The following is a 14,322-nucleotide window of genomic DNA, read 5'->3' as shown; positions in this document are numbered from 1 at the left end:
CCGTAGGACACCGAGGTTTCCTGATAGACCGGCCGCGGCGCCCAGTTGCCCGGGCCGGTATAGGTCGGGCCCTGGTTGACGTAGTAATACTGGTGCACCGGATCGGGCAGCCGCTCACGGGCCCAGCCGCCGCAGCCGGTGTAGCAGCCGGAATAGACCGGCGCCGGGGCGACGTAGACCGGGGCCGGCGCGCAGCCGGTGTAGCAGGCCATCGCGGGCGCGGCGCCCATCGTCATCATCACGGCAACCGCCGCCACCATTCCTGAAATCGTCTTACGCATTACGCTCTCTCCTGTGGATCTGTTTTCTTGTTGGCCTGGACTCTTGGTGTGGAAAAATTCGCTGCTGATCAGTTCCGGTACTCACGCCGCGGGACGTCGATTTGCGGCGCGACGATCACCGGCGGCGGATAGAACGGCACATCGGCCTGCGCCGGCGGAGGATTGGACTGCGCCCCCCATGACTGATGATAGCTCTCCGCAGGCCGCGGCAGCTTGCGGTTGGCCGGCGGCTGAATTTCGAGGCGTCCGTAGGCCGGCATCAACCCGGCGCTCGGATAGTAATGGCCGACATTGGGCACGGGATCGACATAGCGGCCGCCATAGACCTTGGTCTGCACCTGCGCGCCCTTGCCGAGACCCCAGTCGCCTTCGACCACGGCATAGGAAGCATCGACGCCGTTGATGATGATGGGTACCCCGTGGCGGCCGGGAATCACGATCTCAAAACCGCCCCCGGCAAATGCCGTCGCGGTCGTTCCGATCAAAATGGCCAGTGCTATCGCAGCGCGCATGGTTGCGGCCCCCCGTTATGAGCAGCAACCTATCCGAACAACCGAGCCCAAGGGTTAAAGCCGCCGGCCAAACTGCCAGTAAGCCTAACGCGTAAGCATTGGTAACAGTTCAAATCCGAAACAGCGCGATCAGGAAACGTTAACGGGCGCGAAAGGCCTCAGCCGAACACCGTTTCAACAATGGTCGTGACGCCGATCGCGATGGTGACGGCGCCGACCGCGCCCTGCAGGCCGCGATTGGCCCGGGTGAGCCACCGCGCCGAGATCGCGAGCGGCACCGCGATGACCGTCGACAAGACAGCCATGCCGATCATCGAACCGATCCCGAACAGCGCGACATAACCGAGCCCGACGGCCGCACTGGCGGCCTGCGACGCCGCGAGCACCAAAAGCGCCGCCGAGCCGGCCATGCCGTGCATCAGGCCGACCAGCAGCGTGCGCCAGCGAAAGCCAAAGGTCTGTGCATGGGCATGCGCGTGAGGCGCACGGGCATGCGGCCGCATTTCGCCGGCAAGGCTGTGGACATGGCTGTGGGCGTGGATATGTACCGTGCCGTCGCCATGGCCGTGGCGATGAAAATGCACGCGGTCGCGCCAGAGACGCCAGAGCACGTGAGCGCCGAGCCCGACCAGCATGATTCCGACCGCGCTCTCCAGCGGACGCGCAACATGCTCGGGGATGGCGCTGCCGAGCAGCAACGCCGCGCCGGCAAAGGCGAACAGGGTCAGCGTATGGCCGAGACCCCAGGTCAGGCCATGGCGGACGATATCGCCGACATTTCTGCGGCGCGCGGCGATGCTCGACACCGCCGCGATATGGTCGGCCTCCAGCGCGTGCTGCATGCCCAACAAAAACCCAAGCCCGAGAATTCCGAACATATGTCCCCTGCTTCAACGGCCCGTCATTGCGAGGAGCACTTGCGACGAAGCAATCCAGCTCTCTTGCCTGCTGCGCGAAAGCTGGATTGCTTCGCTGCGCTCGCAATGACGGTCTCACTAACTCTATGACACTCAAGACCGCCTTTGTCAGAGCAAAGTTCGCGCCACGAACTCAAGCTCACAGCACCTCCTCAAAAAGCCCCCGCATCGCGGCCCAGGAACGGCGGTCTGCCTTTGCGCTGTACAGCGCGGTGCGCAGCATCGAACCGTCGGCGGCCGGATTGGTGAAACCATGCAGCGTGCTGCCGTAAGAGATCAGCTGCCAGTCCGGCACTTGCGCCGCGCGCATCTCGGCCTCGAACGCGGCCACCTGCTCCGGCGGCGCCAGGGGATCGTCGGCCCCGGTCAGCACCAGCACGCTGGCTTTCACCCTGCCCGGTTCGGCAGGCATTCGGGTGGTGAGGACGCCGTGAAAACTGACGGCGGCTTTGAGATCGGCGCCGTCGCGGGCGAGCTCCAGCACCACCGAGCCGCCGAAGCAGAAACCGATCGCCGCGATTCGGCCCGCGTCGACCTGCGGCATGGCATCAAGCGTCGCCAGTGCGGCGTGGCCACGGGCACGGAGCGTTTCAGGCGCGTTGCGGAGTTCGCCGACCCATTTTGCCACCTCCTGCAGGTTACGCGCCTGCCGGCGCTCGCCGAACATGTCGGCGGCGAACGCGACATAACCGAGCTCCGCCAGCATCCGCGCCCGCGCCATCGCGAATTCGCCGAGGCCAAGCCCCTCGTGAAACACCAGCACGCCCGGGCGCGGCCCGGCTTTGGCTTCATCGAAGGCGAGATAGCCGCGCATGACCGCGTCGGCGCGGTAGTCGATGTCCTGCGTCTGCATCAGCGCTCGCTCACCCCCTGAAAACGACGGAATGGGAACTTCACACCGGTTTGAAGCCGGCACAACCCGGATTCGGAACTTCCGGTGCGCGAGATTGTTGCCTTCGCACACACCTTCCGGAGATTACGTAAATGATCAAATCAAGCCTTCTGGGCGCCGCGGCAGTCCTCGCCGCCATGATCGCAACGCCTGCATTGGCGCAGCATGCGATGCATCAGCACGGTGCCTATGCGCAACATCATGGCGGGGCGTATTATCGTCACGGACGAACCGGCTTCTGGCCCGGCGCTGTCGCGGCGGGAGTCGTCGGCGGCGCCCTTGGCACCGCGGCCGCCATCGCCTCTTCGCCGTATCGCGGCGGCGATTCCTACGCCTATTACGGCAACCGCCCGCAATATGACGACCCCTACGCCTATTACGGAAACCGGCGCGGAAGCACGACCTGCGGCGTGGAGCCCTATGCGACCTATATGGGCCCGGACGGCCGCTGGTATCCCTGCTAGGCCGTTCGAAAACGTAAGGCCGAGGGGGCCGCAGCGGCCGCCCCTTTTGCGTGATGGGTCTGCGAAGCATCACGGCGGTTTGAATCGGATGCGGGACAAATCGCAGAACGTCTGTCCATGCCAAAGCTTCGAAAAAGGCGGCCACGGGGCCGTCTTTTTTTGTGCCGGCTTCGGCCCCGAAAGAGCGGTCACCTGCTGGCCCTTTGCGGGCAAGTCTGGTATTCGACCGGCCGAACGATCAGCAGGATTTCGTCTGCCGACTGATCCTTTCAAATTCGCCGGTTTAGCTCAGCGGTAGAGCAGCGGTTTTGTAAACCGAAGGTCGGGAGTTCAATCCTCTCAACCGGCACCAGCCGCCCGTCAGTGACCAGCCAACCGCCAGAGCTGCACCATCTGAAGCACGGCAATCGCGCCGAACCCGGCCAGGACCGACAGGCCGGCGAACCAGACCCATTGCGGGCGCTGCTTGTACGCGAGGAACGTGGCGCAGCCGACGCAAAATATTGAGGGCAGGCTTGCGATGAAGAGAACCTGGGCCAACATTTTTGTCTCCCGTGAATGCGTGTGCAGCCTAATGCGCCGAAATCCGCAGCACTGTGCGGCCCGTCACGCTTCCATGAGATCCCGCATCAGACCACGATGCTGGATATGACGGCGTCCCCGCGCTCGAGCCACGTTTGGTTCACGCCGACGTGTACGACCGGGTCCGGGTTTTCTCAGTGGCGCGTTCGAACCGGTTTCGATCTGGCATCGTCGAACTTCCGTGCGAGCCATTCCGGTTTCGCCGAATCAGGAATGGAGAGTCCAATGTCGATGCAATCAAGATTATCTGCGGCTGCTTTGCTCACTCTCGCTGCAATCAGCGGGTTGGCAACCGCGCCGGCTTCCGCCGGACCCCGGATTTGCGATCAAACGATATCGCGAAAGGCGTGTGGGGATCATATGCTGTATGTGGAATCGCTTTCGCGCAAGACCCCGTCGACCGTGAACTACATGAACAACCTCGATCCCCGCTTCAATCAATCGATGCAGGATGCAGGCGGCGGCGGTGGTGGCGGTGGTGGCGGTGGAGGCGGCGGCGGCGGCCGGTAAGCCAGCCCTACCGAGTTTGCAGATGGAATAGGACGCCGCCGGGGTGACCCGGCGGCTTTCCTGTCGGCGGCCTGTGAAGCACTCGACCGGCGCCCTGTTTTCAAATGATCGCATTGCGTCGATTTTGCATCGCGCCCGTTAACCGCATTCGTTTACAAAGCGTAAACAAGCCGGTGACAGCCTTGGGGCGGAGGTCGCCATGCTGATCTATCCCGTCCCCGTCGCCGTCACCCAGGCCAGAGTGCAGTTGCTCGCCGAGCAAGCCGCAAAGGCCCCGCCGCGGATCATCGCCGATGCCGTGCTGGACGTCTTCGCGGCCAAGAACCAGGCCGAGCGCGAGGCGATCGTCGACATCAAGGTTTAGCGCAGCGAGCGCAAGAAGCATTGCCGCGTTGCCAAGGCTTTGCCTCGCGCTGCCGCGAGCAATAACTCTCGTGGCTTACTTCGCGACGAAGAAGAAATCCTCCTTGCCCGGCAACGCGGTTGAATTGTTCCTTGTTCGTGAGGGCCATGCCTCTCAGCGTATGGATTCTGGCCCGCTCGTTCGGCGGTTTCATCCATGAAAGCGCCCGGCTGCAACCCGCAATCTGGCGGTCGTAGTCGGTTCTCTGATTGCAATCCTGAAGATCGCTGTTGCCGGCGGCCATCGCCTGAAAAGCAGAAACAAACGAAACCGCGGCGACCAGAAAAAAATGCCTGATCCGCATGATCCAATTCCTTGATCGGACAGTGGATGAAATGAACTTCGCAGAAGTCTCGCAATTTGAATTGTTGGTCCTGGACCCATGGGTTGGGTTCAATGCGCCGACCGCAGTCCTTGAGTCCAGGCCTGCAAGCCTGATGCGTCGGCATCGGGAGGAATGTGCGGCCCGTCACGGATGCCGCCTGAGCGGCATCGCTCTGGTAGCCGACGCCATGCCCACCGGTCAGCTATCGAGACGAATCTGATAGCGCTCCGCGATCGCCATCAACTGGCCCCAGGTCGCGTCGTCGATTTCGATGCCGTTGGCCATGCGCTCGGCCCGGGCAATTCGCTCGGGCTCACCGGCGACCAGAACCGGGAGATCCCGATCGGCAGGTTCGGCCGATTTCACCCAGGCAATCATGGCGTCGATCTCGGCGAGCATGCTGTCGCGCGTGGAAAGCCTGGCCGGATCGATCACGATGCTCAGCATGCCGTTGAGGATGCCGCGCTCGGGCGGCGTCGCCGTGGATACACTTGCCGAACCGACAATGGCCCCGGCCAGCAGTTCGCACACCAGCGCCAGGCCGGAGCCCTTGTGCTCGCCGAAAGGCAACACCACGCCGCGTGGCTCGGTGTACATGACGGAGGGGTTGGTCGTGGGCTTGCCCGCATGGTCGAGCAACGCGCCTGACAGCATCGGCTTGCCGGCATTGTGCGCGACCCTCACCTTTCCCAGCGCCACGCGGCTGGTCGCGAAATCGAGCAGGATCGGCTCGTTGGTGTCGGTACCGGGGATGGCGATGCAGACCGGATTGGTCAGGAACCTGCCTTCCTTTCCGCGGAACGGCGCGACTCCCGGCGTTCCCGACGCGACGTTGACGAAGTGCAGCGCCACCATTCCCGCCCGTGCTGCGATCTCGCCGTAGGTCCCGACACGACCGATATGATGCGCATTGCGCAACCCGTTCACGGCAACGCCGTGCTTGCGCGCCGCCTCGATCGCCCATTCGACCGCCTGCCGGGCGACCACCTGACCGTAGCCGGCATGGGCGTCCCAGACCGAGATGGTGCCGGTGTCCGACACGACCTCGGGCGTCTGGTTGACCTTCAGCGTACCATTGTCGAGGTCGCGCACATAGGCGACCAGCATGCCCACACCATGGCTATCGTGGCCGCGCAGGTTTGCCTCGACCAGATGCTCGGCAACGATGGACGCCTCCGCAGGCGAACTGCCGCCGACATTGACGATGCGGTTCGCAAGCTTGAGCAGCTTCAAATGGTCGATAATCATGTTTCGCTCCGTTTTGTGACGTGCCGATGTTTGAAGCCCGGCTTGTCGCGCTTGGCAGGGGTTGCGGTGGAATGGGCGATTGAACCGAACGATCAGCGGCTTCCGATCTTCTCCAGCACCGGCAGCAGATGCGGCAAGAACTCCGCCGGGTTCTCGCTCATCGGGAAATGACCAAGGCCCTTCATGATGGTGACCTCGCAGCCTGGAATGCTGTTGGCAACGGCCAGCGTTTCCTCGGGCGTGCAGGAGTAATCGTATTCGCCCGACAGCAGGAACAGCGGGCACTTTCGCGTGTCGATCTGCGCGACCCGGCCGCGGATGTCGCCGTCGAGCTTGTAGAAATAGAGGTCGCCCTTGAACACGCCGGGACCGCCCTGCATGTAATGCCACAGCGTTTCCCAGCGCTCGGCATCGGGCGCGTCGGGCCCGACCAGGCCGGAGACGATGGCGGCGGCGACTTCGCCGCCGTGGACGTCGGGCCGGTGCAGGAAGTTCAGGTCGTAATAGGGATCGACATGGGCGCCGGCCTGCAGGCCAATGATGGCGCGGAAGCGGTCAGGGTGTTCCAGCGCCAGATGCAGCAAGATGCGGCCGCCGATCGAACACCCGATCGCGATGGGGCGGTCGAGTTCGAGCGCGGCCATGATCTCGAGGATCATGGTGGTGTATTGCGCCGAGGTCAGCTGGTATTCTTCGTTGTGCCAGCCCGCCGGCGGCGACGACTTTCCGTGCCATGGCATGTCGAAGGCGATGACGCGGTGGTGGGCCGTGACGCGCGCGTCGTTCATCAGGGCGCGGTACTGCCGGCCGTCGGAGCCGGCGGTATGCAGGCACAATAGCGGCGTGCCTGAGCCCGCCTCCTCGACATAGATGCGGTGCGGCCGTCCGAACAGCTCCAGACGCATGTAACGGCCGATCACCGGCTCGAATGTCGCGCTCATGCGGCCGCTCCGGCCTGGCGCGGCTTCGCCAGCGCTTCCTTGAAGTAGCGGAGATTGGCCATGAAGATCTGAAGGTCGCCTTCGGCCTTCAGGACGCGCCGCTTGATCAGCGCCATCAGGTCGTTGGAGCCGGGCGGCGGCCGGCTCAACCAGAATTTTTGCCACTCCTCTTCCGCCGCGCGCAGCGCAAAGGACGACGACGGCATCACGAAGGGGCCTGCCGTGACCGACACCACCCTGCCCTCGAAAATCTGTATCAACCAGGCGTTGGGACCGACTTCGACCAGGAAGGTGGTGGTGAGAAACCGGCCGCGCCGGACCAGCGCTTCATCCGCATTGACCCGCGCCTCGAGCGTTTCGATCATATCCAGCCTCCCCATTCTTCGCGGCGCGCCATGCCGGCGCCATTTGTCTCGCATGTTCAGGGGATTGGCCGCGGCGTCAATCGGCTAGAGCCAGGCGCATACCAGCACCAGGTTGGCTGCACAGGCCGCCAGCAGGGCAACGGTCAGCGTGACATGCACGCGTTCGCAGGAGGTTTGCAGGGTCAACTTCATGGCCCGCAAAACATCAGGCGATTCTACCCGGGGAGTCTCGCACGATATTTTTCCGGGGATTCAGGACTCGTTTACGACTCAGGGACTCCCGCCTGAAATGGCCCGGTCCAGCCCGAATCGGGTCCGGCCGGCCCACTCACTGCGCAGCCCAAGCCAGAAATCCTGCCGCCCTTGGGGCGCGACGGCCGGCCGACAGGGCATTGCATGGCATCGTCGGCCACGCCAAGGTCGGCGCGCGCCGCCTGATGACAGGCAGAGCCGCCTCTTCGGGGATTTGATCCTACGGCGTCGCCGTCGCCAGCGAGGCCTGATCGCCGGCCCGCGCCACGCAAACCCGCTTGCGGTGCAGGCCCCTGATCGCGCCGGTCACCTTGAGCACCTTGCCAGTCGCACAGGAGGGATCCTGCACGTAGGCGATCTCATAGGGCGCAAGCACGAGGGGTTCGGATTTCAGGACGGTCTGGGCAATGCACGGCATGGAAACAGCCGAAAAAACAAGTCCTAACAGGAAAACACGCATGTTCGTTGTCCACCAACCGACGAATTCATAATAACCTATTGCGCGGTCAAGTTCCGCCACCGGCAATATTTATTTTTGGGCTGCCGGCGAAGGCGCCGTCGCCTGCACCGCTGCGGGTTCTAGACGAGATTTCTAAACAAAAAGGCCGGCGCGAGGCCGGCCTTTTCTCATTTCGCTGGAAAGCCTCAGTACTTGCTCAGTACTTGGCAACGACCGGGCCGCCCCAGCCGAAGCGGTAGTTCAGGCCGACCTTGACGGTGTGCTCGTCGTCACGAAAGCGGGCGCCAACCACGTCGGCCGGGCCGGCGGTGATCGTGGTATTGCCGAAGTTGTAATACTGGTATTCGGCCTTGGCGGACCAGTTCGGCGCAAACATGTATTCGAGGCCGGCGCCTACGGTGTAGCCGTCCTTGCGGTTGCCGCTGGTGGCGAAGGGTTGCGGCACACCGGCAATGCTCACGCCGATATTGTTGGTGTCGCGCCAGGCGTAACCGCCCTTGCCGTAGAGCAGCGCCGGACCCCAGGTATAGCCGAGCCGGCCGGTGACCGAGCCAAGCTGGTCGGTAGCGCTGCCGGTGACCAGCGTGCCGGCCGGGAACAGCACGCCACTATTGGTATTGCCGCCGCCGAGCCAGCTGTACTGGGCTTCGGCGCCAACCACCCAGTTCTGGGAGAACTGGTAGTCGAAGCCACCCTGGATGCCGCCCATGAAGCGCGCGTCGCTGCTCTGCAGGCTGTTGTCGCCCGCAAAGGCGCCGCCGACGTGGCCGCCGATGTAAAAGCCGGTCCAGTTGTAGACCACCGCGGGGGCGGTGTAGGCCGGAGCCTTGGAATAGGGGCGCGGCGGCATGTCAGCCGCTGCCGCGGGAGCGGCCAAGGCGATCAAAGTGGCTGCGCCGAGCAAGAACTTCTTCATGACTGTTCCCCGTTAATGTCGCAATCGACATCAATCAAACAACGTGGCCTCAATTAGGTTGCTTCGCGGCAAGTCGGAGCCAAGATGTTTCCCAACTGTGACGGCGCGGCAACAAGGCGTTTTTGTTCCTCGGCCATTCCGGTTTATTTGCCGTAAAGGCCATGCCTCGCAGCTATAGGCTGCGTCTTGCGAGGTTAGGGGCAGGTTCAAATTCTCGCTAAAATGTGATCGGATGAGTTCACCGATGCTGGCGGCAGGGCGGCAAGGCCGACGGCTCGCGGCCGGCCGAGGGGCCGCTAGCGCGTCATCTTCCCCAGCTCCGGAAACGGCGCATAGACCACGCCGGCGCAGGGCTCGCCGGCATTCTCGATGACGCGATCGAGCCGGCCATCGACAAAGAGTACGGCGCGTTCGCGCGCCTCCTGATAGGAGCCGCCGGAATCCCGCGCGGCAAAGCGCAGGCAGCTGACATAGCGCAGCCGGCCGCCGACGGTGCGCTGCACCGGCTCCGCCATGACCGCGTCGCGCACCCCGACGGGATTGTTGAGCCAGGTCTTCATGAACGCCAGGATTTCGGCGCGGTAGTTGGTGGGGTATGGCTGGTTGGCGACGCCGCGATCGTCCGTATAGGTGATGCTCCTGCTCTCGTCGCTGCTCGCGCAGGCCGCCAGCGCGATCGGCAACAGCAGGATCGCCACATGCTTTGCTGATACCCCCAAATGCAACCCGTCATTCCCCGGTTTTGACGAGCGGTTCTAGCCCTTCCCCGCGCCAAATGGAATTCGCATCTGGGTCAACACTTGCCGCAAAAAAGTACCGGCCCGCCGCCATTGGGGAAGCAATGGCGTGCGGGCCGGGCTGAACTCCGCGAAGCGCGGCGGGGGCAATGTGAAAGGAGCCGCGCCCCGCGGATCAGTTTCAGTGATGATGACCGTGGAAGCGGTGATGACGGAAATGCTTGTGGTGATGCCGGTGATGATGATGGCGATAATGGTGACGGCCCATCCTGGCATTGGCGTCGAACACGCCCGGATTGACGTGCACGACCCCGATCTGCGGGGCATGCGCGGTGCGGCCCGGGCCGTGGGCCATCGCCGGCGCCACCACCAGTACGGAAGCCGCGAGCAGCGCGGCGGAAATTGTCTTCAGCATGGTCGTGTCCCTCCGGAGATCGCGCGTTGGGCCGGTCGGATGGCCGGGCCCGTCGATCATGGCTTTGAACCTAATGGCCGCGCGCTGAACCCAATCTGAAGCGCGTCAGCGGACTTCGTTCATCTCGATGACAACTTCGTCATGTTCGCTGGGTCGGTACGAACTTCCAGGAAATCGCTGAGATTTTGGCGGGCTCCGGGGGAATGTACCCGCAAGGCAGGTGTTCAAATCAACAGGCGTCGGTATAGGATTGCCTAATTGCCTATTGGAAATCGGGAGAGATACATGAGCAAATTTGCGGCCAGGCTTTTGACGCTGGCCATATTCGCGATGGCACTGGTCACGGCGCCCGTCGTCACAAAGGTTTACGCCGCGCCCGATGAGTCGCCGCCGCCTCCGTCGTCGGACAAGGGCAAGAAGAAAAAGTCCAGCGAATTCAAACCCGGCATCGAGGACACCGCCTTCGCCACGGGTTATCGCGCCGCTTACGCCACGATCTACGATCGCGCCGACTATGCCGCCGCGATTCCGCAGTTGAAGGCGCTCGGCCGCGACGACAACGCCGCCGTCGCCAACCTGATCGGCTACGCCTATCGCAAGCTCGGCGACTACAAGGTCGCGCAGATCTGGTACGAGCGTGCGCTGAAGACGGACCCCAGCCACGTCAAGACCTGGCAGTATTACGGCCTGTGGCAGGTCGAACAGGGCAACCGCGAATCCGCGCAATATCACCTGAACCGGATCGCCGCCTTGAGCGGCACCGGCAGCGAGGAATATCGCTCGCTCGCCGCGGCGCTCGAACAGGCGCCCGGCACCGGGCTGGCCTACTGAGCCAACGCGACCTTCTATCAGCCGGCGCTATCCCGTTGGGTTGCGCCGGTTTTGTTTTGTCGGATAGCATCCCGCTGCATTCCTGCTGAAGATATTTGCATCGCCGTAGCCATCCGACATTCTGGAGATCGCGCACATGGACCCATGGCTGCAACCCGCGATCGGCTATATCCGCAACTGGATCGAATTCCAGATGCGTACCTCGCAGCAGCCCGGCTGCATCGTCGCCCTCGCGCATCGCGGCAAGGTTGTCGCCGAATTCGCATTCGGGCATGCCAACCTCGCCACCGGCGAAAAACTCACGCCACGCCACCGGTTTCGGATCGCATCGCATTCGAAGAGTTTCACCGCGGCTGGAATCATGAAGCTCCGCGAACAGCACAAATTACGGCTCGACGATCCCGTCGGAGAATATGTCAAGGGCCTGCACCGGCAGGTTGCGGAAGCCACCATCGCGCAAATTCTCTCCCATAGCGCCGGCCTCACCCGCGATGGCATGGCTGGCGGACAATTTTCCGACAGCCGGCCGTTCCTGAGCACCGATGAATTGATCGCCGATCTCAGCTCGTCGCCCCGGATCGAACCAAACAGCCGATTCAAGTATTCCAACCACGGTTTCGCTTTGATCGGACTTGTTATCGAAGCGATCACCAAGCAGCCGTATCGCGCCTGGATCGAACGCGAGATCGTCGCCGCCGCCGGCTTGCGCGAAACGCAATCCGACATGCCTCTCGTCAAGGCCACGCCATTCGCGCGCGGCCACAGCCCCCGGCTTCCGCTGGGCCGCCGCCTGGTCATTCCCGGCGAGAACAGGCTCAATGCGATCACGCCGGCCGGCGGCTTCGTCAGCACGGCGGCGGACCTGGCCCGCTTCTTCGCGCAACTGTCCCCAAACGCAAAGCGAAGTGTGGTCTCCGCCGGCAGCCGCCGCGAGATGACGCGCCGGCACTGGCGCAACCCGCATTCGAGCATCGAGAATTACTACGGCCTTGGAATCATGAGCGGCAATCTGGGCGGCTGGGACTGCTTCGGTCATAGCGGCGGGCTGCAGGGCTACATCTCGCGGACCTGCGTCGTCCCCTCACGCGAGGTCAGCATCAGCATCCTGACCAACGCCACCGACGGCTGGGCCGGATTTTGGCTGGAGGGCGCCATGCATATCATGCGCGCCTTCGCCGAACGCGGCGCGCCGAAGCGACGGGTTCGCGATTGGACCGGTCGCTGGTGGAGCGTATCGGGTGCGGTCGATCTCGTTCCCATGGGCAACCTCGTCATTGCCGGCAACCCGTACGCCCTCAATCCGTTTCTCGATGCGTCGGAAATCAAGGTCACCGGCCGCGACACCGGGCGGATTTCGCTGGCCGCAGGTTATGCCAGCCATGGCGAACCCGTGCGCCGCACCCGCAACAAGGCCGGCAAGGTCACCGAGGTCTGGTTTGCCGGCAGCAAAGTGAGGCCGGAGAAGACCGTCGCTGCCGAGATGGAACGCCGATACGGCCCGCGCAAGCGTCGCCCGGCCCGCTGATATCTACCGCCCCTCACTTCACCAGCGCCTCGACCTCGCTTCGAAACGCCTGGCGCGCGCCGTCGCGCGAATAGAACATGTGACCGCCCGGATAGACCGTGAGCTTCACCCGTTCGGGCGAGGCGTAGGCGGGCAGCTGATCGAGCAGTATTTTCGAACCGAAATACGGCGTCGCCAGATCGAACAGCCCGTGCGCCACCAACAGCTTCAGCTTTGGATCGAGTGCCAGGACCTGCCGCAGCTGGGAGAGCGACTCCGGCGGATTGATGCCGCGGCCGAAATCCCAGGCGCCCTGCACCGCGCCATTGAGCAACTGGTAGGAGCCGTCCGGCCGCCAGTTCAGCGTGCGCCTGGTCAGATCGACCGCAGCGCTGGTCAGCGGCGCGGCCAGCGCATCGCCCGAGGGATCGCCGAAACGATGGAAGCTCGAATCCGGATAGGGATCGAAGCCGGAGACCGAAGCATCGTAGCGGCCGGTCACCTTGCCATTGCGGCGGTCGAATTCGCGGCGAAACTCGCCGACGCCCAGACGCCCGGCGAGCCGGCGGCTCACCGCCTGGTCGATCCCGGTCAATGCAGCCACCCTGTCGGCGAGCCGCGTCGTCGCCTCGGCGTCGGCCGATCCCTTGATCAGATCACCAAGGAATTCGCCGGCCGCATAGCGCTCGACATCGGCGAGGTCGGCCCGTGTCACGCCACCCTCGCTTCCCTCCTTGGCTCCTTTGGCTTCCCGCGCCACCGCCGCCATCGAGGGAAGGCTCCAGACATATTGCAGCAGGCTGGAGCCGGTGAATTCGCGGTAGTCGAACAGCGGTGACACCAGAATGAGCCCTTTCACCCCGACGCCCTGGTCGACCTGCAGATTGCGCACGATCTTCGGTCCGCGAATCCCGCCATAACTTTCACCGGCGACGAATTTCGGCGACAGCAGCCGATCGGATTTCTCCAGCCAGCGGCGGATCACCAGCGCGATCGCGTTGACGTCGCCGTCGACCGAATAGAACCGCTTGCGGACCTCCTCGCCTCCAGCGACGAAGCGGCTGTAGCCGGTGCCGACCGGATCGATGAAGACCAGATCGGTAAAGTCGAGCCAGGTCTCGGCGTTGGGCATCAGATCAGGCGACGCGGAGGACGTCACCGCGTCGGCATTGATGGCGAGCCGCCACGGTCCGGCCGCGCCGAATTGCAGCCACGCCGAGGATGCGCCCGGCCCGCCATTGAACAGGAAGGTCACCGGCCGGGTGCGCGCGTCGGCGCCGTTGAGCTGGTAGGCGGTGAAGGCGATATCGGCCTGCGGCTCGCGCTTGTCGTTGAACAGCGGGATCGAGCCGGCGGTGGCGGTGAAGTCGAGCGTTCGCCCGGGAAGCGCCAGCGTGTGGCGGGTGGTCGAATCCGGCGGCAGCCGGTGCTGCTCGACGGCCGCCGGACTTGATGCGCTGCCGCGCACACCGGTGGCGCCCGGCTTCGGCTCCGACGGCGCTGCCGTCTGATGATGCTGAGGCTGCGGCGCATCCTGGGCGCGAGCGCCCGTCACCGTCGACAATGTGAGGAACACAAGCGCGAAGCGCAGATAGCGCGGCGCATCGAGGCGAATGGCCATTTCCGTTGCTCTCCCTGCCCCCGCGATCAGGATACTGTTCGCAACAAAGGCAAGGTGATGACAATGGCGATGACAATCACGATTCCGCTATGGGCGCGCCGGCGACCGAATCAATGCTGCATCAATACTGCGGTTCGCGCTCATGC

18 protein-coding genes, 1 tRNA gene and 1 pseudogene are annotated in these 14,322 nt (G+C 63.8%); 6 read left to right on the top strand and 14 right to left on the bottom strand.

The window, feature by feature from the left end:
- From Q7U29_RS09355 to Q7U29_RS09340, 4 genes and pseudogenes are all read right to left on the bottom strand, one after another.
- Positions 1 to 281: pseudogene (locus tag Q7U29_RS09355) on the bottom strand (hypothetical protein); the annotation flags it as partial.
- A gap of 68 nt (positions 282 to 349) precedes the next feature.
- A complete protein-coding gene (locus Q7U29_RS09350) occupies positions 350 to 793 on the bottom strand; it encodes a hypothetical protein (protein WP_304740690.1) in 444 nt (147 codons plus the stop codon).
- A 158-nt stretch (positions 794 to 951) separates the two neighbouring features.
- Complete coding sequence (locus tag Q7U29_RS09345; RefSeq protein WP_304740688.1) at positions 952 to 1,671, bottom strand: urease accessory protein; 720 nt, start codon at positions 1,669 to 1,671, stop codon at positions 952 to 954.
- 178 nt (positions 1,672 to 1,849) lie between these two features.
- The gene (locus tag Q7U29_RS09340) at positions 1,850 to 2,563 is read right to left on the bottom strand and encodes a dienelactone hydrolase family protein (protein ID WP_304740686.1); all 714 of its coding nucleotides are present in this window, start codon (positions 2,561 to 2,563) and stop codon (positions 1,850 to 1,852) included.
- Positions 2,564 to 2,694: 131 nt separating this feature from the next.
- Here Q7U29_RS09340 and Q7U29_RS09335 point away from each other — a divergent pair, with 131 nt between their 5' ends.
- Both Q7U29_RS09335 and Q7U29_RS09330 read left to right on the top strand, forming a co-directional pair.
- The gene (locus tag Q7U29_RS09335; RefSeq protein WP_304740684.1) at positions 2,695 to 3,066 is read left to right on the top strand and encodes a hypothetical protein; all 372 of its coding nucleotides are present in this window, start codon (positions 2,695 to 2,697) and stop codon (positions 3,064 to 3,066) included.
- A 277-nt stretch (positions 3,067 to 3,343) separates the two neighbouring features.
- Positions 3,344 to 3,418: transfer RNA gene (locus Q7U29_RS09330), tRNA-Thr, on the top strand.
- Between the two features lie 8 nt (positions 3,419 to 3,426).
- On the opposite strand, the gene Q7U29_RS09325 is transcribed toward Q7U29_RS09330, so the two are convergent.
- Entirely contained in the window at positions 3,427 to 3,609 is a 183-nt protein-coding gene (locus Q7U29_RS09325; protein ID WP_304740682.1) for a hypothetical protein, read from the bottom strand.
- 264 nt (positions 3,610 to 3,873) lie between these two features.
- Between Q7U29_RS09325 and Q7U29_RS09320 the strand changes: the two genes are divergently transcribed.
- Complete coding sequence (locus tag Q7U29_RS09320) at positions 3,874 to 4,158, top strand: hypothetical protein (protein ID WP_304740680.1); 285 nt, start codon at positions 3,874 to 3,876, stop codon at positions 4,156 to 4,158.
- Positions 4,159 to 4,357: 199 nt separating this feature from the next.
- Complete coding sequence (locus Q7U29_RS09315; RefSeq protein ID WP_304740679.1) at positions 4,358 to 4,522, top strand: hypothetical protein; 165 nt, start codon at positions 4,358 to 4,360, stop codon at positions 4,520 to 4,522.
- On the opposite strand, the gene Q7U29_RS09310 is transcribed toward Q7U29_RS09315, so the two are convergent.
- From Q7U29_RS09310 to Q7U29_RS09275, 8 genes are all read right to left on the bottom strand, one after another.
- Positions 4,512 to 4,865 carry a hypothetical protein gene (locus Q7U29_RS09310; RefSeq protein ID WP_304740678.1) on the bottom strand — a complete coding sequence of 118 codons (354 nt, stop codon included), beginning with the start codon at positions 4,863 to 4,865 and terminating at the stop codon, positions 4,512 to 4,514. The two genes, Q7U29_RS09315 and Q7U29_RS09310, sit on opposite strands and share 11 nt — an antisense overlap.
- Positions 4,866 to 5,084: 219 nt before the next feature.
- The gene (locus Q7U29_RS09305; protein ID WP_304740677.1) at positions 5,085 to 6,134 is read right to left on the bottom strand and encodes a malate/lactate/ureidoglycolate dehydrogenase; all 1,050 of its coding nucleotides are present in this window, start codon (positions 6,132 to 6,134) and stop codon (positions 5,085 to 5,087) included.
- 92 nt (positions 6,135 to 6,226) lie between these two features.
- The gene (locus Q7U29_RS09300) at positions 6,227 to 7,075 is read right to left on the bottom strand and encodes an alpha/beta fold hydrolase (RefSeq protein ID WP_304740675.1); all 849 of its coding nucleotides are present in this window, start codon (positions 7,073 to 7,075) and stop codon (positions 6,227 to 6,229) included.
- The gene (locus Q7U29_RS09295; RefSeq protein WP_304740674.1) at positions 7,072 to 7,440 is read right to left on the bottom strand and encodes a hypothetical protein; all 369 of its coding nucleotides are present in this window, start codon (positions 7,438 to 7,440) and stop codon (positions 7,072 to 7,074) included. Before Q7U29_RS09295 ends, Q7U29_RS09300 begins: the two co-directional genes overlap by 4 nt.
- Positions 7,441 to 7,912: 472 nt before the next feature.
- Positions 7,913 to 8,152 (bottom strand): hypothetical protein, encoded by a 240-nt coding sequence (locus tag Q7U29_RS09290; RefSeq protein ID WP_370691273.1) that lies wholly within the window; start codon positions 8,150 to 8,152, stop codon positions 7,913 to 7,915.
- 196 nt (positions 8,153 to 8,348) lie between these two features.
- On the bottom strand, positions 8,349 to 9,068 hold the full coding sequence (locus tag Q7U29_RS09285; RefSeq protein ID WP_304740670.1) for an outer membrane protein: 720 nt from the start codon (positions 9,066 to 9,068) through the stop codon (positions 8,349 to 8,351).
- A 296-nt stretch (positions 9,069 to 9,364) separates the two neighbouring features.
- A complete protein-coding gene (locus tag Q7U29_RS09280; RefSeq protein WP_304740668.1) occupies positions 9,365 to 9,787 on the bottom strand; it encodes a hypothetical protein in 423 nt (140 codons plus the stop codon).
- A gap of 199 nt (positions 9,788 to 9,986) precedes the next feature.
- Complete coding sequence (locus Q7U29_RS09275; protein ID WP_304740667.1) at positions 9,987 to 10,220, bottom strand: His-rich protein BRANT; 234 nt, start codon at positions 10,218 to 10,220, stop codon at positions 9,987 to 9,989.
- Between the two features lie 285 nt (positions 10,221 to 10,505).
- On the opposite strand from Q7U29_RS09275, the gene Q7U29_RS09270 reads away from it, so the two are divergent.
- Positions 10,506 to 11,051 (top strand): lipopolysaccharide assembly protein LapB, encoded by a 546-nt coding sequence (locus Q7U29_RS09270; protein ID WP_304740665.1) that lies wholly within the window; start codon positions 10,506 to 10,508, stop codon positions 11,049 to 11,051.
- Between the two features lie 136 nt (positions 11,052 to 11,187).
- Positions 11,188 to 12,576 carry a serine hydrolase gene (locus Q7U29_RS09265; protein WP_304740663.1) on the top strand — a complete coding sequence of 463 codons (1,389 nt, stop codon included), beginning with the start codon at positions 11,188 to 11,190 and terminating at the stop codon, positions 12,574 to 12,576.
- 13 nt (positions 12,577 to 12,589) lie between these two features.
- Here Q7U29_RS09265 and Q7U29_RS09260 read toward each other — a convergent pair whose 3' ends face one another.
- On the bottom strand, positions 12,590 to 14,176 hold the full coding sequence (locus Q7U29_RS09260; RefSeq protein WP_304740661.1) for a S10 family peptidase: 1,587 nt from the start codon (positions 14,174 to 14,176) through the stop codon (positions 12,590 to 12,592).
- Positions 14,177 to 14,322 lie beyond the last annotated feature (146 nt).

The sequence above is a fragment of the Bradyrhizobium sp. genome (genome assembly GCF_030654605.1).
In the GTDB taxonomy this organism is placed as follows: domain Bacteria; phylum Pseudomonadota; class Alphaproteobacteria; order Rhizobiales; family Xanthobacteraceae; genus Bradyrhizobium.
This window is presented reverse-complemented; position numbering and strand designations above follow the sequence as displayed.